Consider the following 20,013-nt stretch of genomic DNA (forward strand, 5'->3'; position numbering starts at 1 on the left):
GTTTAATTTACTCCAATGATTTCGCGTTCATTTAAAGGTTGAACAGGACGATGGTTATCAGGGAAAATTTGCTGATAGGCTTGAATTTGTTCTGTTGACATTTCAATCGGCTCTTCGAAAACAATCCATTTTACTTCTTCTGCACAAGGCGGTGTTGTTAAGGAACCGTTATAATGGAAAGATGTTTGATTTGCAGGGAGTAAAGCTTGCAAATCGATCGGTTCGTTCATATCAACATCTTTTTCTGTTTCACTTTCTGGTAATACACCCCAAACTGATGCCAATGCTTCGTTTTCTTTTCCATCTTGTATCATTAAACCAAGGACGGCCAGATTGCCCTCCGCATCTTGGTGTACAAGATGTAGTTCCATATCCAAGTTCTGACCATTGAATTGGTGCTCACTTGGTGTATGGAAGTGGAATTGGGCAAGCGTAAATTCTTTTCCTTCGACTACAATAGTGTTGCTTGATGTCTTAGGGTTAGCCTGGATGGCATGTCCGTTATGAGCAATTGAAAAGTTTGTTGGACTATATTGAATCTCGACATTATCTAGTTTTTCACCCGTTTTCACTTGGGCAAATTCGATATTGATCGGAGATTGTTCATTTCCTTTCACACAGGCGGAGTATTCGGAATCCAATACGCCCCAATGTTCAGGTCCCGTTTCTTCACCGTAAGACCACTCCAGTGCAGGTGTAATAGTTGACGCTGCTTTTTCGCTTTCTTCCGTGAGACTAACTTCTACTTTTTCTTCTGTTGTTTCCGAAGTCTGTTGTGAACAAGCCCCCAGTAAAATGCTTAATGATAGGGCTAAAAATGGATAGCCAATTTTCTTTTTCATATTTTGCAAATCCCCTTCCTGTTTGTTCTGTACGATTGCACATGGAATATACTACTAAATTAATAGAGAAAGACAAGTTGTTATTTAGTAAAAGGGCCTAAATTCTAACAATACAGCAAATAAGTACTATGCGCTTTTAAGTAGGAATAGATGAAGATGTGAGTTATCACTTGCTACTTAAGGTCTATATAGCATTTTGGTAGGTGTTTTAAAGACGTGGACCATAAGTCATCTCAGTGATGTGGCAAACTTAGGTTACCTTAAGTATTTCTATTGTTCAGCTCCGACTCCCAGACGCTTGGGTCATAAGCTGTTTTGGCTGTGCGGCAAAAAGCGCCGCTTCGTGCCCGCAGGATGCGGGTATGCAACCATTGCCGCAGGACGTGGCGAACTTAGGTTGCCTTCCGCTATCATCTTATGCCTGTCGCGTCTAAACGGTTTTCTACGCATTTCTATTGTCCAGCTTCAACGCCTAGGGGCTCGGGCCATAAGTCCAAGCTGCTCTGTGGCAAAAGCCGCCACGCCGCATCTTCGCCTTATGCCTGTCGCCCCTGGACAGGCATTTCCGCATTTCTACTGTCCAGCTTCAGCGGCCAGCCGCTCGGGTCGTTTCGGCCTTGTTGATAAAGGAAAAAGCGCCTTTATCCTCAAGCCCTCCAACGCCTGTCGCGGCTACCCAGGCCGCGACAGCATTTCTATATTGTCCAGCTCCGACTCCCAGACGCTCGGGTCATAAGCTGTTTTGGCTGTGCGGCAAAAATCGCCGCTTCACCAAATCATCTTATGTCTGTCGCGTCTAAGCGGTCGTCTCCGCATTTCTATTGTCCAGCTTCAACGCCTAGGGGCTCGGGTCATAAGTCCAAGCTGCTCTGTGGCAAAAGCCGCCACGCCGCATCTTCGCCTTATGCCTGTCGCCCCTGGACAGGCATTTCCGCATTTCTATATTGTTCAGCTCCGACTCCCAGACGCTCGGGTCATAAGCTGTTTTGGCTGTGCGGCAAAAATCGCCGCTTCACCAAATCATCTTATGTCTGTCGCGTCTAAGCGGTCGTCTCCGCATTTCAGTACTTGCTTTCTTTTTTCTAAGTTTATATACTGTTACTAGTACCAAGTGCTAATCCGGAAGGTGAACGTATTGAGAGTGCCTAAAAAGGAGCGGCAGCGGCTGCTGGGAGAGCTGCTTGAACAAAATCCGTTTTTGACGGATGAAGAATTGGCTGAACATTTTTCGGTCAGTGTGCAAACGATCCGATTAGACCGGCTGGAGTGCGGCATTCCCGAATTGCGGGAACGGCTCAAAACAGTTGCAACGCGGACGATGTACGAAGAAGTGAAATCTTTGCAATCTGATGAAGTCATCGGAGATATTATTGATATTGAATTAGACCAAAGAGCGATTTCGCTTTTGGATGTAACGGAAGACCATGTATTTCAGCGCAATGGCATTGCGCGCGGGCATCATCTTTTTGCTCAGGCGAACTCACTTGCTGTTGCGGTGATGAATGATGATCTTGCCTTGACAGTAAAGTCCAATATTCACTTTGTGAAACCTGTGAAGGCAGGGAGTCGTGTGATTGCACGTGCAGAAGTGAAGGAAGAGCAATCGACAGGCAAGCGAACTATTGTCGAGGTTGTTTCAACAGTCAATGACGAAACTGTTTTTACAGGTGAGTTTACGATGTACCGGATGACGGAAAGGAAGCAGGAGGATTCGAAATGATCATAGCGGTTGATGGAATGGGCGGCGATCATGCGCCTGGTGAAATCCTTGCTGGAGTGTTTGAAGGCTTAGCTGCATTTGATGATATACATATACATATTTATGGCGATGAACAGGCGATGGCGCCTTATTTAAAAGAACATGAACGGCTGCAAGTCATTCATTGTACGGAAGTCATTCAACCAGACGACGAGCCGGTACGGGCAATTCGGCGCAAAAAAGATGCATCGATGGTTAAAATGGCACAAGCTGTTAAAAATGGCGAAGCAGATGCTTGTGTATCTGCTGGAAACACCGGCGCACTAATGGCTGCTGGTTTATTTATTGTGGGGCGAATTGAAGGGATTGAAAGACCTGCGCTCGCACCGACATTGCCGACGGTTGATGGTACTGGCTTTGTCATGCTCGATTTAGGAGCAAATGCTGATGCGAAACCATCCCATTTGAGTCAATATGCTGTAATGGGAAGCATTTATGCCGAAAAAGTACGCAGCATTACGAATCCGCGAGTAGGATTATTAAATATCGGAACCGAAGAAGGAAAAGGAAATGAATTGACGAAAGAAGCTTATGGACTTCTTTCACAAGCGCCGATTCATTTTATTGGCAATGTCGAATCGCGCGATTTATTAAACGGCGTTGCGGACGTAGTTGTTACGGATGGATTTACGGGCAATATGGTGTTGAAAACGATAGAAGGAACCGCAATGAGCTTTTTCTCCATGCTCAAGGAAGTGTATAGCGCTTCTTTCAAGTCCAAGCTATCAGCTGCTCTTGTGAAAGACGAGCTTCGAGGACTTAAAAACAAAATGGATTATACAGAATATGGCGGAGCGGGTTTATTTGGCCTTAATTCTCCAGTTATTAAAGCGCATGGATCTTCCAATGCGAATGCCATTTTAAATGCCATTCGTCAGGCGCGTACGATGGTACAATACGATGTATGCGGAACGATTCGTGAAACAGTGAGAAAGGTGGATACACAATGACGAAAATTGCATTCGTTTTCCCGGGACAAGGATCTCAGTCGGTCGGAATGGGGAAAGAGTTTTCGGAAACACATGCAAGCAGTAAAGAAATGCTCGCGCAAGCAGACCAGGCGCTTGGCTTTTCTTTAAGTAATTTAATTTTAGAGGGGCCGCAAGAAGAGCTGACACTTACTTACAATGCACAGCCGGCTCTTCTGACGGTCGGTTCCATTGTAGCGGCAAGATTAAAAGAAGAGGGCATCACGCCGGATTTTACAGCTGGTCATAGCCTCGGCGAATATACAGCGCTCGTTGCTTCTGGCGTAATGTCATTCGAAGACGGCGTTTCCGTCGTCCATCAGCGCGGTTTATTTATGAATGAAGCAGTACCGGCAGGCGAAGGCGCTATGGCCGCAATTCTCGGCTTAGACGGGGAAGCATTGAAAGAAGTGACAGATGCGATTACAGCAGAAGGATTTCCAGTGCAGCCGGCGAACTTAAATTGTCCAGGACAAATTGTTATATCTGGCACGAAGGAAGGCGTTGAGAAAGCTTGCGTTCGGTTGAAAGAAGCAGGTGCGAAACGTGCAATTCCGCTAGACGTAAGCGGTCCATTCCATTCTTCTTTAATGAAGCCGGCAGCTGAAAAGCTAAGCGGAGCGCTAAGCGAGATTGACATGAAAGATGCAGCGATCCCAGTCATCGCTAACGTTAATGCATCTAAAGTAAAAGATCATAGTGAAATTAAAAGCTTGCTCGTTGAACAGCTCTATTCCCCTGTTCGTTGGGAAGAGTCCGTCCGGAAAATGCTTGACCTAGGCGTCACACATTTCATAGAATGTGGTCCAGGGAAAGTATTAAGCGGACTCATTAAAAAAATTGATAGAAGTGCAACGGTTCTTTCAGTCTATGACGAAGAAACATTGCAAGCGGTCATTGAAGCTTCGAAAGGGTGGTCGTAAATGAGTAGATTTGAAGGAAAGACGGCAATTGTAACGGGGGCATCCCGCGGAATCGGGAGAGAAATTGCACTTCATCTTGCAAAAGAAGGTGCCCGTGTAGCGGTGAACTACAGCGGCAGTAAAGACAAAGCCGAAGAAGTTGTTCAAATGATCCAAGATGCAGGTGGAGAAGCATTCGCGATTCAGGCAAATGTTGCGGACGCAGACAGTGTGAAAAATATGGTGGACCAAACGCTCGAAAAGTTTGGATCTATTGACTTTCTAGTGAATAATGCCGGTATCACAAAAGACAACTTGCTCATGCGAATGAAAGATGATGAGTGGGATGATGTTATTAACATTAACTTAAAAGGTGTTTTCCTTTGCACGAAAGGTGTGACCCGTCAAATGATGCGCCAACGTTCAGGGAAAATTGTCAACGTTGCATCGATTGTCGGTGTGTCTGGAAACCCAGGACAGGCAAACTATGTTGCAGCAAAAGCCGGCGTCATTGGTTTCACGAAAACGGCGGCAAAAGAACTTGCCTCCCGGAACATTAATGTTAATGCTGTTGCACCGGGCTTTATTACAACAGATATGACAGATGCGTTGAATGAAGACGTTAAAAATCAAATGCTGGCAACGATTCCACTAGGGAAGCTCGGAAATCCAGAAGATGTTGCGCGCACTGTCCTATTTTTGCTATCGGATGATGCAGCGTATATTACGGGGCAGACGATTCATGTTGATGGCGGAATGGTGATGTAAGGCGGATTAGCTTTTGCGTCGCTATGTCTAGCTCCGGGTGGCAGCCGCTCGGGTCGTTTCGGTCTTGTTGATAAAGGCAAAAAGCGCCTTTATCCTCAAGCCCTCCAACGCCTGTCGCGGCTAACCGCCACCCTCCGCATTTCAATTTTTGAAGGGAGGTGACAACTTTGTCAACAGTACTTGATCGTGTAACAAAAGTAATCGTCGATCGCCTTGGCGTCGATGAGAGTGAAGTGAAATTAGAAGCTTCTTTCCGTGATGATCTCGGCGCAGATTCATTAGACGTTGTAGAACTCGTTATGGAATTAGAAGATGAATTCGATACTGAAATCTCTGATGATGATGCAGAAAAAATTGGAACTGTAGGTGATGCAGTTTCATTCATCGAATCTAAACTTAGCTAACTTGTAATATGCAGGAAAGCTAATGATTATTTACGACTGAGACGCTTTCAACCTTCCTATACTAGAAGGTATGAAACGTCTCTTTCGTTTTTTTGTAATGTCTTTTGCAGAAGGGCAAAGGAAAGGGTAAAATAAAATCATTAAGCAGTGAAAGGCAGATTTGGATCATGAATAACAAACGCAATTATCAAGAAAGACCGAGTCAATCCTCTCATCCGATCGGTATACGGAGGAAATTTGAGGAATTGCAGCAAAAATTAAATATTCACTTTCAGAACAAGTCACTTTTGTACAATGCATTCACCCATTCATCATATGTGAATGAGCATCGAAGAAAAAATTACACGGATAATGAAAGGCTCGAGTTTTTAGGAGATGCTGTTCTTGAATTAGGCGTGTCCCGTTATCTTTATTCAACTGAACCGACAATGAGTGAAGGTGAGTTGACAAAGCTCCGCGCTGCGATCGTATGTGAGCCTTCGCTCGTTAAGTTTTCAAATGAACTACAGTTTGGTCATTATATCTTGCTTGGGAAAGGGGAAGAGCAAACAGGGGGGCGTATGCGTCCAGCATTATTAGCTGACGTTTTTGAAGCATTTATCGGTGCCCTTTATATTGACCAAGGAATGGAATGTGTCACGCAGTTTCTAGAAAAAATCGTTTTTCCAAAGATTAGTGTCGGTGCTTTTTCGCATGTGATGGATTATAAAAGTCGATTGCAAGAAATTGTTCAACAGTCGAATAACGGTCAATTGGTATATGAAATTATCGATGAAAAAGGACCGGCGCATGCGAAAAAATTCATGACCATTGTTACCTTGAATGGACAAAAGCTTGGAACAGGACTTGGAAAATCAAAAAAAGAAGCAGAGCAGCATGCAGCCCGTCATGCAATTCAACAGTTAAACAGACAACAGTCTGAAGGAGAGTTTTAAAGCGTGTTTTTAAAAAGACTTGAAATCATAGGATTCAAATCCTTTGCCGAACGAATCGGTATTGATTTTGTACCTGGTGTAACGGCGGTTGTTGGTCCGAATGGTAGTGGGAAAAGTAATATTACGGATGCGATTCGCTGGGTGCTCGGAGAACAATCTGTCAAGTCGCTTCGCGGTTCGAAAATGGAAGATGTCATCTTTGCAGGAAGCGATTCACGAAAACCGCTCAACTTCGCGGAAGTTACGCTCATTCTTGATAATAGTAAAGGGTTGTTTCCGCTTGACTATACCGAAATAAGTGTAAGCCGCCGGGTTTTTCGGTCCGGGGAAAGTACATTCTTGTTAAATGGCCAGCAATGTCGATTGAAAGATATTAATGACGTGTTTATGGATTCAGGACTCGGAAAAGAAGCGTTCTCCATTATTTCGCAAGGGCGTGTCGATGAAATATTGAATAGCCGTGCGGAAGATCGTCGAAGCATCTTTGACGAGGCGGCAGGTGTTTTGAAATATAAAACGAGAAAAAGGAAGGCAGAACACAAATTATTCGAAACGGTTGATAATTTAGATCGCGTACAAGACATTTTAAAAGAGCTTGATGTGCGAATGGTTCCTTTGCAAAAACATGCGGAAGCGGCGAAACGGCATCATGTTTTATCAGACGAATTGCGCGAGGCAGATGTTTTACTGCTCAATCACGATGCGCGAGCGCTTCAAGACGAACTAAAGGGGAAAATAGCGAAAATAGAAACATTGAAACGCGAAAAAGGTCAGTTTGATGGTTTCATTAGCCAAATTGAAGGGGAAGCGGCCCGAATAACAAATGAACTGACATCTATTGATGAACAATTGGAATCCTTGCAAAGAAAGCTTATCGATGCGAGTGCGGAATCTGAAAAATGGGAAGGCAGACGTCTTCTATCATTAGAAAAGCGGCGTAATGCCGACAAGCAGTTAGAGCGCTTACGGGTGGAAAAAAACGCTTTGGAAGAAGAGCAAGCTCGTCTCACTTCAAACCTTGAAGCGGCACGCCGAGAAAAAGCAGTGACAAAAGACGAATACGAAAAGTTGAATAAAGAGCTGGAGAATGTTTCTCAAATACTGAAACGATCGGCGACGGAAACTGAAAAGGAAATTGAGGATTTGAAGTCTCTTTATATTGAGCGTTTGAACGAGGAAGCTACGCTGCGGAATGAGATCAAGCATATGGAAGAACGTCTTGAAAATGAAAAAACCTCATCCGCAAAAATAGCGCAGCAAATGGGTCTGTTAACAGCTCGGCTGGAAGAATTGCAAGCCGAAAAAGCAGAGAAGATGAAAGTTTTAGCCGACTTACAGAGGAATATGAAGGATGCGGAAAAGTCCTATCATTCTGCTGGACAGGCACTCCGCGAGCAGGAGGAAGCTTTGGCTTCTCAGCAAACGCTCATGCAGCAAGCGCTGAATAAGCAACATGAAATGAACGGCCGCTTACGCGCATTGGAAAGTATGGAGAAGGATTATTCCGGGTTCTTTTTAGGCGTTAAGGAAGTTCTCGTTGCCAATCAATCTGGGAAACTCACAGGGATCGATGGTGCTGTTGCGGAACTCATTTCTGTGGAAAATCAATATGTGAAAGCCGTCGAAACCGCCCTTGGTGGCGCGATGCAAAACATTGTGACAGAAACAGATCACGATGCAAGAAAAGCAATTGGTTATTTGAAAATGAAAAATGCGGGCCGGGCTACATTTTTACCTAGAAACATTATGAAGTCGCGTAAAATTCAGGCGTCAGTGCTCCAATCAGTAGAGCGGCATCCTGATTTTATCGGCACAGCGGATCAACTCGTTCAAACCGAAAAAACCTATGTCATCATCGCGGAAAATTTACTTGGACATACAATTGTCGCCAAAACATTAGAAGGTGCTTCCGCCATTGCCAAAACATTAAACTACCGATATCGAATTGTTACAATTGATGGGGACGTAGTCAATGCAGGTGGTTCTTTAACGGGGGGCGGCGTTAAAGGGCAAGCTTCCGTTTTTACGCGTAAAGCTGAGCTAGAGCATTTAAAAACGCAAGTGAGTCGTATGGCAGCTTCAATTGAAGCAGGAACACAAAAAATCGGTGAGTCGAAACTACTCGTTGCAGGGGCTATGCAAACAGCCGAACAAGCCCGTTCGTTGGTAGAAAATCTTCAAATGAAAAAAACTTCGGCACAGTCCAGTATTCGTGAAACAGAAATCGCCATTGGATCTGTTCAATCGGAAATAACATCTATCGAATTAGGTAGACGAGGTACAGAAAACGCTGGCGCGGAGTTGCTTGCCAAGATGCAACAGCTGAAGAGCAGCCATGCAGCTGTAAAACAGGAACTGGGAGATGTTCAATCTAAGGTGAACACGCTTGAACGGCTCTTATTAGATTGGCGCAATGAAGAAGCGATCCTAACGAGTCGCTATAATGAGCTTCGTGAACGGCTTGCTGTCCTAAGAGAGCAGCGTGGACATCAAAAATCGTCGATCGACCAAATTGTGCAAGCGATGGAGCGAACAAACAATAAATTACTAGCACTCAAAGACGAAATGCAATTTCTTACTGGGCATGAAGAAGTTAGTGAACTATCAACCGAAGAAATTACCGCTAAAATCGAACAAGCAATCATTGAAAAGAAAGAATTTGAGCAAGCGCTTCATACGAAACGGGCTCGCAGGGAAGATTTGAAAAAAACGTTGGATGAACAAAACATAAAACTTCGTCATTTTAGGGGAAAAGCCGAAACGGTGCTTCATGTGCTTAATACAATCACTGTTGCTACTTCTAGACTGGAAGTGAAATACGAAGCCGTTACGGAACAATTACTTTCAGACTACGGTTTGTTTCCCGACGCTGAATTGGTTACTCCGGGAAATGATCAAGTGTTACGAGAAAACGTTCAAAAACTTCGCGAGGAATTGGAGGCGCTTGGTCCTATTAACCCAGGCTCAATTGTTGAATATGAAGAAGTGTATTCACGCCATGCTTTTTTAACTGCCCAACGAAATGACTTGCTGGAAGCGAAAAGTACGCTCGAGGATGCAATGTTTGAAATGGATGAAGAAATGAAAATACGTTTCTCCACTACATTCAATGCCGCACAAAAGCGTTTCCGTCAAGTTTTCAAAGAGATGTTTGGGGGTGGGGAAGCTGATTTAATCCTCACTCACCCTGATCAATTATTAGAAACAGGCGTCGAGATTGTTGCGCGTCCACCGGGCAAGAAATTACAAAAACTTAGTCTTCTATCTGGCGGTGAACGTGCACTTACTGCAATCTCTTTATTATTTTCGATCATTGGAATAAGGCCTGTGCCCTTTTGTATTTTAGATGAAGTAGAGGCGGCACTCGACGAGGCGAATGTCATACGGTACAGTAAGTATTTGAAGAAGTTTTCAGAGAAAACACAGTTCATTGTCATTACTCATCGAAAAGGAACGATGGAAGGGGCGGACGTACTTTACGGTGTAACGATGCAGGAATCTGGCGTTTCGAAGCTCATTTCTGTAAAACTGTCTGAAGTGACAGAAGAAGCCATTACGTAAAAAGGAGTAAAAAATTATGTCTTTTTTTAGAAAGTTAAAGGAAAAAATTACAGGAACCAACGAAGCGGTAACAGAAAAATTTAAAGAAGGTTTAACAAAAACACGCGATTCATTTACCTCTAAAGTAAATGATCTTGTTGCGCGCTTCCGCGAAGTGGATGAGGAGTTTTTCGAGGAATTAGAAGAGCTATTACTGCAAGCGGATGTTGGGTTTGAAACGGTGATGGAGCTCGTCGATGAGCTAAAGCTAGAAGTGCAGCGGAAAAATATAAAAGATACGGCAGGTATTCAGTCGGTCATTTCTGAAAAGTTAGTGGAAATTTATAAGGCCGGAGAAGAGATCGACAACAGTTTAAATATGCAGGAAAATGATCTTACTGTTTTATTAATGGTCGGGGTAAATGGAGTCGGAAAAACAACGACGATCGGTAAGCTTGCTGCCCGTTTAAAGGCAGAAGGAAAAACGGTTATGTTGGCAGCTGGTGACACATTCCGTGCTGGGGCAATTGATCAGCTTGTCGTTTGGGGAGAACGAGTCGGTGTTGAAGTTATTCGTCAATCAGAGGGATCTGACCCGGCAGCTGTGATGTATGATGCGATCCGGGCGGCGAAAAACCGCAATGTGGATGTGCTGATTTGTGATACAGCCGGTCGACTGCAAAACAAAGTGAACTTGATGAATGAGTTAGAGAAAGTACACCGCGTCATCGGTCGGGAAGTCCCAGGAGCCCCGCATGAAGTGCTACTTGCACTTGATGCGACGACGGGTCAAAATGCACTTGTTCAAGCGGAAATGTTTAAAGAGGCTACGAACGTAACGGGCATTGTTTTAACAAAGCTAGATGGGACGGCAAAAGGCGGGATTGTACTTGCGATTCGAAGCAAATTGCAGATCCCGGTCAAGTTTGTAGGGCTTGGGGAAGGAATGGATGATTTACAGCCATTTGATCCTGAAAAATATGTGTACGGTTTATTCGCAGAAGGTTTGGAAATCGAAGCGAAAAATGAAACCGAAGCAGAAAACGCATAAATCAACCTTGCACTAAGACAAGTACTTTTACTTGACAGTTTAAAGGCATCATACTATGATGGACAAGATGATTACTTAGGGAAGTGGTGGCGGGATGGTGCTTGAAAAAACGACACGCGTCAACTTCCTCTTCGATTTCTACCAGTCGTTATTGACGGAAAAGCAAAGACATTATATGCAATTGTATTATTTAGATGATCTTTCACTTGGAGAAATAGCTGCTGAATTTGGTGTATCGCGACAAGCGGTCTATGACAATGTTCGCAGAACGGAAGCGATGCTCGAAGACTATGAGAACAAGCTAAATTTGTTTTCAAAGTTTCAACAGCGAATTGAAGTGGTCGACCGTATCGAACAGCTGCTGTCCGATTCCGACGAACAGTCGGTCAAAATTCGGACGCTGTTACATACGTTAAAAGAACATGATTGAGTAGGAGGCACCTGGATGGCATTCGAAGGTTTAGCCCAGCGCCTGCAAGGGACGCTTCAAAAGATAACGGGCAAGGGGAAAATTAGCGAAGCAGACGTTAAAGAGATGATGCGTGAAGTTCGCTTTGCGTTAATCGAAGCGGACGTAAACTTAAAAGTTGTAAAAGAATTTGTGAAAACAGTAAGTGAACGATCCGTTGGTCAAGATGTGATGAAAAGCTTAACACCTGGCCAGCAGGTCGTGAAAATTGTTAAAGATGAACTGACGCACTTAATGGGCGGAGAACAAAATCCAATCCAATTTGCGAGAAAAGCACCAACTGTCATTATGATGGTCGGCCTGCAAGGTGCGGGTAAAACGACAACAACAGGGAAATTGGCAACAGTTCTTCGAAAAAGGCATAATAAAAATCCGTTGCTTGTTGCTGCTGACGTCTATCGTCCGGCCGCAATTCAACAGTTAGAAACATTAGGGAAACAGCTAACGATGCCTGTATTTGAACTCGGAACGGAAGTATCACCGGTTGAGATCGTTCGTCAAGCACTTGAAAAAGCCGAGGCGGACCACAATGATGTTGTCATCATTGACACGGCAGGTCGTCTTCATGTCGATGAGCAATTAATGCAAGAGTTAAAGGATATTCGTGAGCTGGCTAACCCAGATGAAGTCTTTCTCGTTGTCGATGCGATGACTGGACAAGATGCGGTAAACGTAGCGAAAAACTTTAACGAAACGGTCGGCGTCACAGGTGTAGTTCTGACAAAATTGGATGGAGATACCCGTGGTGGTGCTGCGTTATCCATTCGTTCGGTAACAGGGAAGCCGATTAAATTTGTCGGGATGGGTGAAAAAATGGACGCACTAGAACCATTCCACCCAGAACGCATGGCTTCTCGAATATTGGGCATGGGTGACGTCATGACGTTAATCGAAAAGGCGCAAGCGAATGTGGATGAAGAAAAAGCAAAGGAACTAGAGCAAAAGTTCCGAACGCAAACCTTTACACTTGACGACTTTTTAGATCAACTGCAGCAAGTGAAGAAAATGGGTCCGCTTGATGAAATATTAAAGATGATGCCCGGGATGAATAAAATTAAAGGGCTCGAAAACGCCAAAGTTGACGAAAGTCAAATGGGGCGTGTTGAGGCGGTTATTCAATCCATGACAACCGCTGAACGAACGACACCTGAAATGATTAATGCCAGTCGCCGAAAACGAATTGCACAAGGCTCTGGGACATCCATTCAAGAAGTCAATCGACTGTTAAAACAGTTTGACGAAATGAAAAAAATGATTAAACAAATGACAAATATGCAACAAAAAGGCAAAAAGAAAATGAAAATGCCTGGATTTGATCAATTTTTTAAATGAAAAGCGGAAGCGGCCTGGGGAGCTGCGACAGGCGTTGGAGAGCTTGCAGATAAAGGCGTTTTTTGCCTTTATCTGCAAGACCGAAACGACCCGAGCAGCTGGCCGCTGTAGCTAGACATCGAGTGAAAATAAAATAATTTTTAGGTGTTAAGAAAAAACACTTTACAAACACAGGAAAGCTTGTTAACATACTATCTTGTGTGAAACTATTCGGAGGTGCAAGAAAAAATGGCAGTAAAAATTCGTCTAAAACGTATGGGAGCTAAAAAATCTCCTTTCTATCGTATTGTAGTTGCGGACTCACGTTCACCACGTGATGGCCGTCAAATTGAAACAGTAGGTACTTACAACCCGCTTACAAAACCAGCGGAAGTAAAAATCGACGAAGAGCTAGCGCTCAAATGGCTTCAGAATGGTGCAAAACCATCTGATACAGTCCGTAACCTGTTTTCTGACCAAGGCATCATGGAGAAATTCCATAACGCTAAACAAGGTAAGTAATTAGGAGGGGTTGACATGAAGCAGCTGATTGAAACGATCGTTAAACCATTAGTCGATTATCCTGGGGATGTTCGGGTTACAAAAGGTGAACAAGATTACCGTGTCATCTATAAGTTATCCGTGAATCCCGAAGATATGGGGAAAGTGATCGGGAAAAAGGGGCGTGTCGCAAAAGCGATTCGAACTATTGTTTATTCAGCAGCCGGCAGTCACCACGGAAAAAAAGTCTATCTTGATATTATGGACTAATGAAAAGGAAGGAGCCTATGTTCCTTCCTTTTTTGTAACGTTTAAATCGTCCTATATATGGTAATGGATGCGTAGAAAAGAAAACAGGATTTCTTAAACGCTATCATCTATAAACAGTGAGTTAGAAAAAAGGATGTGTCAAATTATGCAATGGTACAACGTTGGAAAAATCGTGAATACGCATGGTATTCGCGGAGAAGTTCGAGTCATCTCTAGAACCGATTTCCCAGAAGAGCGTTACGCGGAGGGGAGTAGGCTTGCGTTATTTATGCCGAACAGCAAAACGCCGATCTTCTTAACTGTCGCCAGCCACCGTCGACATAAAAATTTCGATCTCTTGACATTTGACAATCATCCAAATATTAACGATGTGGAAAAATACCGAGATGGCATTTTGAAAGTGTCCGAAAACGATCTAGGCAATCTGGATGAAGGAGAATATTATTACCATGAAATCATTGGCTGCAAAGTGATAACGACGGACGGTACCGAAGTGGGAACTGTCACGGAAATTCTCGAAACAGGTGCCAATGATGTCTGGACGGTAACGCCAGAAATCGGAAAGCCATCTTATATTCCTTATATTGAAGACGTTGTAAAAGAAATTGATGTTGAGGAAAAGAGAATTGTCATTGAGCCGATGGAAGGACTGCTTTCATGATGAAGATCGATGTCCTGTCTCTTTTTCCAGAAATGTTCGAAGGTGTCCTTCATTCTTCGATTATGAAAAAAGCGCAATCGAATGAGGCAGTTTCTTTTCATGTAACAGATTTCAGAAACTTTGCAGCGGACAAGCATCGTAAAGTGGATGACTACCCATACGGCGGAGGAGCCGGAATGGTCCTTAAACCCGAACCCCTTTTTGCGGCGGTAGAAGCCGTTTCAGAAGGTCTTGAAAAGCCGCCGCGTGTTATTTTGATGTGTCCACAAGGCGAGCGCTTTACACAAAAGAAGGCAGAAGAACTTTCAAAGGAAGAACATCTCGTTTTTATTTGCGGTCATTATGAAGGCTATGATGAGCGAATTCGGCAACATCTCGTAACGGATGAATTATCTATTGGCGACTTTGTTTTGACGGGCGGCGAAATTGCTGCGATGGCCGTCATCGATAGTGTTGTTAGATTGCTGCCGAATGTTCTTGGAAATGCAGATTCATCTGTCCTCGACTCTTTCTCAACTGGATTACTTGAACATCCGCAATACACTCGCCCCGCCAATTTTAATGGAATGGAAGTACCGGAAGTGCTCTTATCAGGCAACCACGCTGCGATTGAAAAATGGCGTGAGGAACAATCACTTCTTCGGACGCTTGAACGGAGAAAGGACCTGCTAGCAACTGCTCCATTAAGTGAACATCAGCGCCAATTGCTTGAACAAAAAAAGAACGAAAAAAATGAATGATTGCCTTGCACCGCCTTGCATATTATGGTACCATCTACTATGTACTTCTACGGGAAGTGCATACTGACTGGTGTTCCGCTGCAAGACAAGAAATGCAAGAGCATCTGTGAATAAGGAGAGGTCAACAATGCAAAACATTATTGCAGAAATTACAAAAGATCAGCTTCGTACTGATCACCCATCATTCCGTGCGGGAGACACAGTTCGTTTGCACGTGAAAATTGTTGAAGGTACGCGCGAGCGTATTCAGCTTTTTGAAGGTGTCGTTATTAAACGTCGTGGCGGCGGAATTAGCGAAACGTTCACTGTTCGTAAAATTTCTAACGGTGTAGGCGTTGAGCGTACGTTCCCGGTACACACACCAAAAATTGCAAAGCTTGAAGTTACACGCCGCGGTAAAGTACGTCGTGCGAAACTATACTACCTACGTAGTCTACGTGGTAAAGCTGCACGTATTAAAGAAATCCGATAAGCGTCATAACAGCAAAAATCTAGGGAGCCATCAAATCGGCTCCCTTTCTTTTTGCCTCCGAAATGAATAAACTGTACAATAGGAACACTAGTAGGCGGGAGGCTTTAATGGATGAGTGAAAAAAAGAAGAAAAACGAAACGTGGGAATGGATGAAGGCGCTCTTAATAGCCTTTGGGCTTGCTGCAATTATTCGTGTATTTCTCTTTACCCCAATTGTTGTGGACGGCGTGTCGATGATGCCGACATTGGAAAATGGCGATCGGATGATTGTCAATAAAATTGGCTATACAGTTGGTAAACCCGATCGTTTTGATATTGTCGTTTTCCACGCGCCTGAGCAGAAGGATTATATTAAACGGGTAATCGGACTTCCTGGGGATGAAGTGGAGTATCGTGATGATATTCTCTACATTAATGGAGAACCGCAGTCAGAGCCATATTTAGATCAATACAAAGCTGAAATAACAGACGGCCCATTAACAGAGGATTTTACATTAGAGGAAAAAATTCAAAGTAAAACTGTGCCGGAGGGGCATGTCTTTGTAATGGGAGATAATCGTCGTAAGAGCAAGGATTCTAGACATATCGGTGCTGTTCCAATCGAAGAGATCATTGGCAGTACGAGTATCGTCTTTTGGCCGATTAAAGATATGGGTATTGTTAAATAAGAAAGAAGGTAGCGGTATGACAATTCAATGGTTTCCGGGGCATATGGCGAAAGCAAGAAGAGAAGTAACTGAGCAGTTAAAGCTTGTCGATATCGTCTTCGAATTGATTGATGCGAGACTTCCGCTTTCGTCTAGAAACCCAATGATTGATGAAGTGGTCCATCAAAAACCACGCCTTTTAATTTTAAATAAAATGGATTTGGCGGATGAAGCTGAAACGAAGCGATGGATTCGCTATTTTGAAGAACGAGGCATTCGGGCAGTTGCCATTAACTCATTCGAAGGAAAAGGGCTGCAAACAGTGACGAAAGCTGCCAAGGAAATCTTGGAGCCGAAGCTCGAAAGAATGCGCAAAAGGGGCATTCGTCCGGGAGCAATTCGTGCAATGATTGTTGGAATACCCAATGTCGGGAAATCGACTTTAATTAACCGGCTTGCAAGAAAAAATATCGCGAAAACGGGCAATAAACCAGGGGTGACCAAGGCGCAGCAATGGATTAAATTTGGTAAAGAGCTTGAATTGCTTGATACACCAGGAATTCTTTGGCCAAAATTTGAGGACCAAGAAGTCGGCTACAAGCTTGCACTTACCGGAGCGATTAAAGATACAGTTGTGAATATGGAAGGTCTGGCGGTTTATGGGCTGCGCTTTCTTGAAAAGCATTATCCGGATCGCTTAAAGGAGCGCTACGGGATTACGGCTGTTGGTGAAGATTTACTGGAACTTTTTACGCAAATTGGTGAGTTGCGAAAAGTTTATACATCTGGCGGTGAAGTCGATTTCGACAAAGTTGCAGAGCTTATCATTCGAGATATACGAAGTGAGTATCTTGGAAAACTGACATTCGATTTTACATCTGAAATTATAAATGATTCGGCCGATCTTGCCAGGGAGTAATCTTGGTGATCGGCTTTTTTGTTGATAATAATATTATATTGTCGATAGAAAGAATAAAGCAGAAAAAGGGAGATTTGAGTGAAAACAATTAAAGAGATTACAGAAATGCTTAATCGAACAATTGCACCAGAATCTTGGATGGATGAACTCGCCGGTGATGGAAGGAAAGGTGTGCAATCGGCACTTGCACGCTGGCAACGCCAATATACCAAGAAATTGAAGGTTGAACAAGAGCATGCAGAGAAGAAAACGTTTGACGCGTCGTATGCACCATTTGAAGGTGCTTTAGTAGCAGGTGTCGATGAAGCTGGCAGAGGGCCGTTGGCGGGACCTGTCGTCACCGCAGCTGTCATTTTACCAGCAGACACACCTACATTAGTTGGTTTAGATGATTCAAAAGCCGTTTCTAAAATAGAACGTGATCGCCTCGCGCAGGAAATTCGACAAGCTGCCATTGCTTATTCTGTGCACGTTCAACCCGTTGAAGTGATCGACCAGCTATCGATTTACAAAGCGACAAAAGATTCAATGGAACGAGCGGTTACAAGTCTTGCCATCCGGCCTCATATGGTTCTTGCTGATGCTATGAATTTACAGGTAAGCCGCCCAGTGGAATCCATTATTAAAGGGGATGCAAAGAGCTTGGCAATCGCAGCAGCTTCTATTCTCGCCAAAACGACGAGGGATGCCATTATGACAGAAATACATAATGATTTTCCGCAATATCAATTTGAAAAGAACGCCGGTTACGGTACTGCTGAACATCTTCAAGCACTCCAAGAACATGGTCCTTGCGAACATCATCGCACAAGCTTTGAGCCGATTAAGTCAATGCGTGTGAAAAGGTGAAAACAATGATCCGTCAAACACAGATCCAAAATACAGCGGCTGCTGCGCAAACAAATTTAGTGAAACCGATTGTGTTGAAAGAAGGGCAACTGCTTTTTGGACAGATTAGGCAGCTCTATCCAGGGCAGCTTGCAGCGGTTCAAGTAGGTGCCCAAAAATTAATAGCAAAATTAGAAGTTCCTATGAAAAATGGTGACCAATATTATTTTCAAGTAAGTGCCATCGAACCAGAGACAAGATTGAAAATAATCGCTGGCCCCATCCATGCTATCGAGGGGAAAAAGCCAGCGGCGCATGTGTTGATTGATGCCTTAAAAGTGAAAGGTACACCTGAAATGATGTCCTTGCTTACGTGGATGACAAAAAATCAAGTACCCCTATCGCGTGACGAACTCATAAAGGCGGAAAGTTTGATGAAAAGCATCGAAAACAATCGGTTAAAAGAAGGTTTGAACTCGATTCAAAAAATGTCAGTCCTTAACTTGCCATTTGAGAAACGTCACTTTCATGCCTTGCTCGGTGTGGAAATGAAAGAAGGATTGCATAAGGTTTTTGAGCCGCTTAGAAATTTGTTGGAATCTGATATAAATGTGCCTACAACAGAAAAAGAGAACCTTTTGAATTCGCTTAACCAATTGTCAAAGCCTTTTGCACAGGCAGCAAGCGGTGTCTTAGTGAGTCAAGTACTACAGTCCTTACTTAAGGGAGCGGGAACGTCATCGGAGCGTTTCACTCTGCTGCAGCTATTAAAAAACTTTCAATTTGTGCCGGAACATACAACTTTGCAAAATGTTCAGCAAGTATTAGGGGAATCGACGTTCAATACAGGAGAGCACCCGATGGTTTTTAAAACGGCTGTGGAACAAGTCATCTCGATGCCTTTTGACCGTTCCTCGCTAGACAATTTGCTGAAGCTTTTAGGACAACAGCCTGCCGAGCAAAATGGTATGCTTAAGGCGATTTATCAACATGCAGAGCAGTCGACTGATGAAGTTGTTCGGAAGATGCGTCAAAATGCGGAGTCAATCGTTGCATCTGCGATAGATAGTCAAGCGATGAAAGAAGCAATCCGAAGCTTAATTCATTCGTTGGGGCTTAACTATGAGGCGGAGTTATTAAAAGAAGATTCGCATATAGATCGCCTGGCAAGCTCGCTAAAGCCGCAGCTGCTTGCATTGCTACAAAATCCATCCCTTACATCGGCAGTTCGCGACGCGGCGGAAACAGTCGTGCTGCGCTTAAATGGCTCCCTGCTGCATTCAGGTGAAAATGGCGTACAGCACCAGCTTGTGATGCAATTGCCACTTGAAATTTTTGGGCAGCAAATAGATGCAACCTTGCAATGGAATGGAAGAATGAAAGAAGATGGCCAAATTGATCCAGCGTATGCTCGAATTCTTTTTCATCTAAACTTGTCATTCATCGCACAAACCGTAATTGATATGCAAATCCAAAATCGAGTGGTTTCTATTACAATATTTAATGATTTGGAACAATTAAAGAGCATTGGAGGCAATTTGGAAGCAATGCTTTCTGATGGACTAAAAAATAATGGATACAAGCTATCGGGTGTGTTTTTTAAATCTTATTTGAATAAAAAAGAAGTTGAACAAGAAGTACTGTTACAAAGGAAATCTAGCAATCGAGGAGTCGATATTCGCATATGAACAGTGAAAAGTCCACTCGAAAAAAAGCAGTCGCTTTAAGCTACGATCCCTCTCTTTCGGATGCACCGAAAGTTGTCGCAAAAGGGCAAGGTAAAATTGCAGAAACGATCCTGGAAAAAGCGACTGCACATAACATACCTATTCAAGAAGATTCAAGCCTTGTCGAACTGTTGGGACAGCTGAATATAGATGAGTCAATTCCTGAACCGCTATACGCCGCAGTCTCAGAAGTTTTTGCATACATTTATCGTATTGATCAAGAATATGGGACAAAAAGGAAAAAAGGTTTGCAAGAATTATAGCTTTTTCTGAAAAATGTCATCAAACGATATTCAAA

Annotated in this window: 21 protein-coding genes; 20 read left to right on the top strand and 1 reads right to left on the bottom strand. The window is 43.6% G+C overall.

The genetic code is table 11. From position 1 onward, the window contains the following. Nucleotides 1-2 precede the first annotated feature (2 nt). Nucleotides 3-842: a carbonic anhydrase gene (locus AU377_RS12610; protein WP_067408118.1), complete on the bottom strand. Its 840-nt coding sequence runs from the start codon at nt 840-842 to the stop codon at nt 3-5. A 1,135-nt stretch (nt 843-1,977) separates the two neighbouring features. On the opposite strand from AU377_RS12610, the gene fapR reads away from it, so the two are divergent. The 20 genes from fapR to AU377_RS12710 all read left to right on the top strand — a co-directional run bounded on the left by fapR (nt 1,978) and on the right by AU377_RS12710 (nt 19,978). After that, nucleotides 1,978-2,562: a transcription factor FapR gene (gene fapR, locus AU377_RS12615; RefSeq protein ID WP_067408119.1), complete on the top strand. Its 585-nt coding sequence runs from the start codon at nt 1,978-1,980 to the stop codon at nt 2,560-2,562. After that, a complete protein-coding gene (plsX, locus tag AU377_RS12620; protein ID WP_067408120.1) occupies nt 2,559-3,551 on the top strand; it encodes a phosphate acyltransferase PlsX in 993 nt (330 codons plus the stop codon). The genes fapR and plsX overlap by 4 nt, the downstream gene beginning before the upstream one ends. Further along, entirely contained in the window at nt 3,548-4,492 is a 945-nt protein-coding gene (fabD, locus tag AU377_RS12625; RefSeq protein ID WP_067408121.1) for an ACP S-malonyltransferase, read from the top strand. The genes plsX and fabD overlap by 4 nt, the downstream gene beginning before the upstream one ends. Continuing rightward, nucleotides 4,493-5,239: a 3-oxoacyl-[acyl-carrier-protein] reductase gene (fabG, locus tag AU377_RS12630; protein ID WP_067408122.1), complete on the top strand. Its 747-nt coding sequence runs from the start codon at nt 4,493-4,495 to the stop codon at nt 5,237-5,239. Nucleotides 5,240-5,406: 167 nt separating this feature from the next. After that, entirely contained in the window at nt 5,407-5,643 is a 237-nt protein-coding gene (locus AU377_RS12635) for an acyl carrier protein (RefSeq protein ID WP_067408123.1), read from the top strand. 167 nt (nt 5,644-5,810) lie between these two features. After that, entirely contained in the window at nt 5,811-6,578 is a 768-nt protein-coding gene (gene rnc / locus AU377_RS12640) for a ribonuclease III (RefSeq protein ID WP_082732046.1), read from the top strand. A 3-nt stretch (nt 6,579-6,581) separates the two neighbouring features. Further along, nucleotides 6,582-10,139 (top strand): chromosome segregation protein SMC, encoded by a 3,558-nt coding sequence (gene smc, locus AU377_RS12645; RefSeq protein ID WP_067408124.1) that lies wholly within the window; start codon nt 6,582-6,584, stop codon nt 10,137-10,139. Nucleotides 10,140-10,155: 16 nt separating this feature from the next. Beyond that, nucleotides 10,156-11,169: a signal recognition particle-docking protein FtsY gene (ftsY, locus tag AU377_RS12650; protein ID WP_067408125.1), complete on the top strand. Its 1,014-nt coding sequence runs from the start codon at nt 10,156-10,158 to the stop codon at nt 11,167-11,169. A 97-nt stretch (nt 11,170-11,266) separates the two neighbouring features. After that, on the top strand, nt 11,267-11,599 hold the full coding sequence (locus AU377_RS12655) for a putative DNA-binding protein (RefSeq protein ID WP_172794067.1): 333 nt from the start codon (nt 11,267-11,269) through the stop codon (nt 11,597-11,599). A gap of 15 nt (nt 11,600-11,614) precedes the next feature. After that, a complete protein-coding gene (gene ffh / locus AU377_RS12660) occupies nt 11,615-12,970 on the top strand; it encodes a signal recognition particle protein (RefSeq protein WP_067408127.1) in 1,356 nt (451 codons plus the stop codon). A gap of 228 nt (nt 12,971-13,198) precedes the next feature. Then, the gene (gene rpsP, locus AU377_RS12665; protein ID WP_067408128.1) at nt 13,199-13,471 is read left to right on the top strand and encodes a 30S ribosomal protein S16; all 273 of its coding nucleotides are present in this window, start codon (nt 13,199-13,201) and stop codon (nt 13,469-13,471) included. Nucleotides 13,472-13,486: 15 nt separating this feature from the next. After that, nucleotides 13,487-13,720, top strand: a complete 234-nt coding sequence (locus AU377_RS12670) for a KH domain-containing protein (RefSeq protein WP_067408129.1) — start codon at nt 13,487-13,489, stop codon at nt 13,718-13,720. A 145-nt stretch (nt 13,721-13,865) separates the two neighbouring features. Then, the gene (rimM, locus tag AU377_RS12675; RefSeq protein WP_067408130.1) at nt 13,866-14,381 is read left to right on the top strand and encodes a ribosome maturation factor RimM; all 516 of its coding nucleotides are present in this window, start codon (nt 13,866-13,868) and stop codon (nt 14,379-14,381) included. After that, nucleotides 14,381-15,121, top strand: coding sequence for a tRNA (guanosine(37)-N1)-methyltransferase TrmD (gene trmD / locus AU377_RS12680; RefSeq protein ID WP_067408270.1), 741 nt, complete (start codon nt 14,381-14,383; stop codon nt 15,119-15,121). Before rimM ends, trmD begins: the two co-directional genes overlap by 1 nt. Before the next feature lie 127 nt (nt 15,122-15,248). Next, nucleotides 15,249-15,593, top strand: a complete 345-nt coding sequence (gene rplS / locus AU377_RS12685) for a 50S ribosomal protein L19 (RefSeq protein WP_067408131.1) — start codon at nt 15,249-15,251, stop codon at nt 15,591-15,593. A 111-nt stretch (nt 15,594-15,704) separates the two neighbouring features. After that, entirely contained in the window at nt 15,705-16,262 is a 558-nt protein-coding gene (lepB, locus tag AU377_RS12690) for a signal peptidase I (RefSeq protein WP_067408132.1), read from the top strand. A 16-nt stretch (nt 16,263-16,278) separates the two neighbouring features. Further along, on the top strand, nt 16,279-17,160 hold the full coding sequence (gene ylqF, locus AU377_RS12695; protein WP_067408133.1) for a ribosome biogenesis GTPase YlqF: 882 nt from the start codon (nt 16,279-16,281) through the stop codon (nt 17,158-17,160). 78 nt (nt 17,161-17,238) lie between these two features. After that, a complete protein-coding gene (locus tag AU377_RS12700; protein WP_067408134.1) occupies nt 17,239-18,009 on the top strand; it encodes a ribonuclease HII in 771 nt (256 codons plus the stop codon). A gap of 5 nt (nt 18,010-18,014) precedes the next feature. Continuing rightward, entirely contained in the window at nt 18,015-19,676 is a 1,662-nt protein-coding gene (locus AU377_RS12705; RefSeq protein WP_067408135.1) for a hypothetical protein, read from the top strand. Next, nucleotides 19,673-19,978, top strand: coding sequence for an EscU/YscU/HrcU family type III secretion system export apparatus switch protein (locus tag AU377_RS12710; RefSeq protein ID WP_067408136.1), 306 nt, complete (start codon nt 19,673-19,675; stop codon nt 19,976-19,978). Before AU377_RS12705 ends, AU377_RS12710 begins: the two co-directional genes overlap by 4 nt. Nucleotides 19,979-20,013 lie beyond the last annotated feature (35 nt).

Origin of the sequence: Sporosarcina sp. HYO08, assembly GCF_001563475.1 — a bacterium.
In the GTDB taxonomy this organism is placed as follows: Bacteria; Bacillota; Bacilli; order Bacillales_A; family Planococcaceae; genus Sporosarcina.

Bases quoted from the DNA above. Each gene is read 5' to 3' on its own strand.
- plsX (WP_067408120.1), top strand. From the start codon at position 2,559: ATGATCATAGCGGTTGATGGAATGGGCGGCGATCATGCGCCTGGTGAA.
- rpsP (WP_067408128.1), top strand. From the start codon at position 13,199: ATGGCAGTAAAAATTCGTCTAAAACGTATGGGAGCTAAAAAATCTCCT.
- ftsY (WP_067408125.1), top strand. From the start codon at position 10,156: ATGTCTTTTTTTAGAAAGTTAAAGGAAAAAATTACAGGAACCAACGAA.
- rplS (WP_067408131.1), top strand. From the start codon at position 15,249: ATGCAAAACATTATTGCAGAAATTACAAAAGATCAGCTTCGTACTGAT.
- AU377_RS12610 (WP_067408118.1), bottom strand. From the start codon at position 842: ATGAAAAAGAAAATTGGCTATCCATTTTTAGCCCTATCATTAAGCATT.
- AU377_RS12710 (WP_067408136.1), top strand. From the start codon at position 19,673: ATGAACAGTGAAAAGTCCACTCGAAAAAAAGCAGTCGCTTTAAGCTAC.
- fabD (WP_067408121.1), top strand. From the start codon at position 3,548: ATGACGAAAATTGCATTCGTTTTCCCGGGACAAGGATCTCAGTCGGTC.
- fabG (WP_067408122.1), top strand. From the start codon at position 4,493: ATGAGTAGATTTGAAGGAAAGACGGCAATTGTAACGGGGGCATCCCGC.
- lepB (WP_067408132.1), top strand. From the start codon at position 15,705: ATGAGTGAAAAAAAGAAGAAAAACGAAACGTGGGAATGGATGAAGGCG.
- rnc (WP_082732046.1), top strand. From the start codon at position 5,811: ATGAATAACAAACGCAATTATCAAGAAAGACCGAGTCAATCCTCTCAT.
- ylqF (WP_067408133.1), top strand. From the start codon at position 16,279: ATGACAATTCAATGGTTTCCGGGGCATATGGCGAAAGCAAGAAGAGAA.
- trmD (WP_067408270.1), top strand. From the start codon at position 14,381: ATGAAGATCGATGTCCTGTCTCTTTTTCCAGAAATGTTCGAAGGTGTC.
- rimM (WP_067408130.1), top strand. From the start codon at position 13,866: ATGCAATGGTACAACGTTGGAAAAATCGTGAATACGCATGGTATTCGC.
- AU377_RS12705 (WP_067408135.1), top strand. From the start codon at position 18,015: ATGATCCGTCAAACACAGATCCAAAATACAGCGGCTGCTGCGCAAACA.
- AU377_RS12670 (WP_067408129.1), top strand. From the start codon at position 13,487: ATGAAGCAGCTGATTGAAACGATCGTTAAACCATTAGTCGATTATCCT.
- ffh (WP_067408127.1), top strand. From the start codon at position 11,615: ATGGCATTCGAAGGTTTAGCCCAGCGCCTGCAAGGGACGCTTCAAAAG.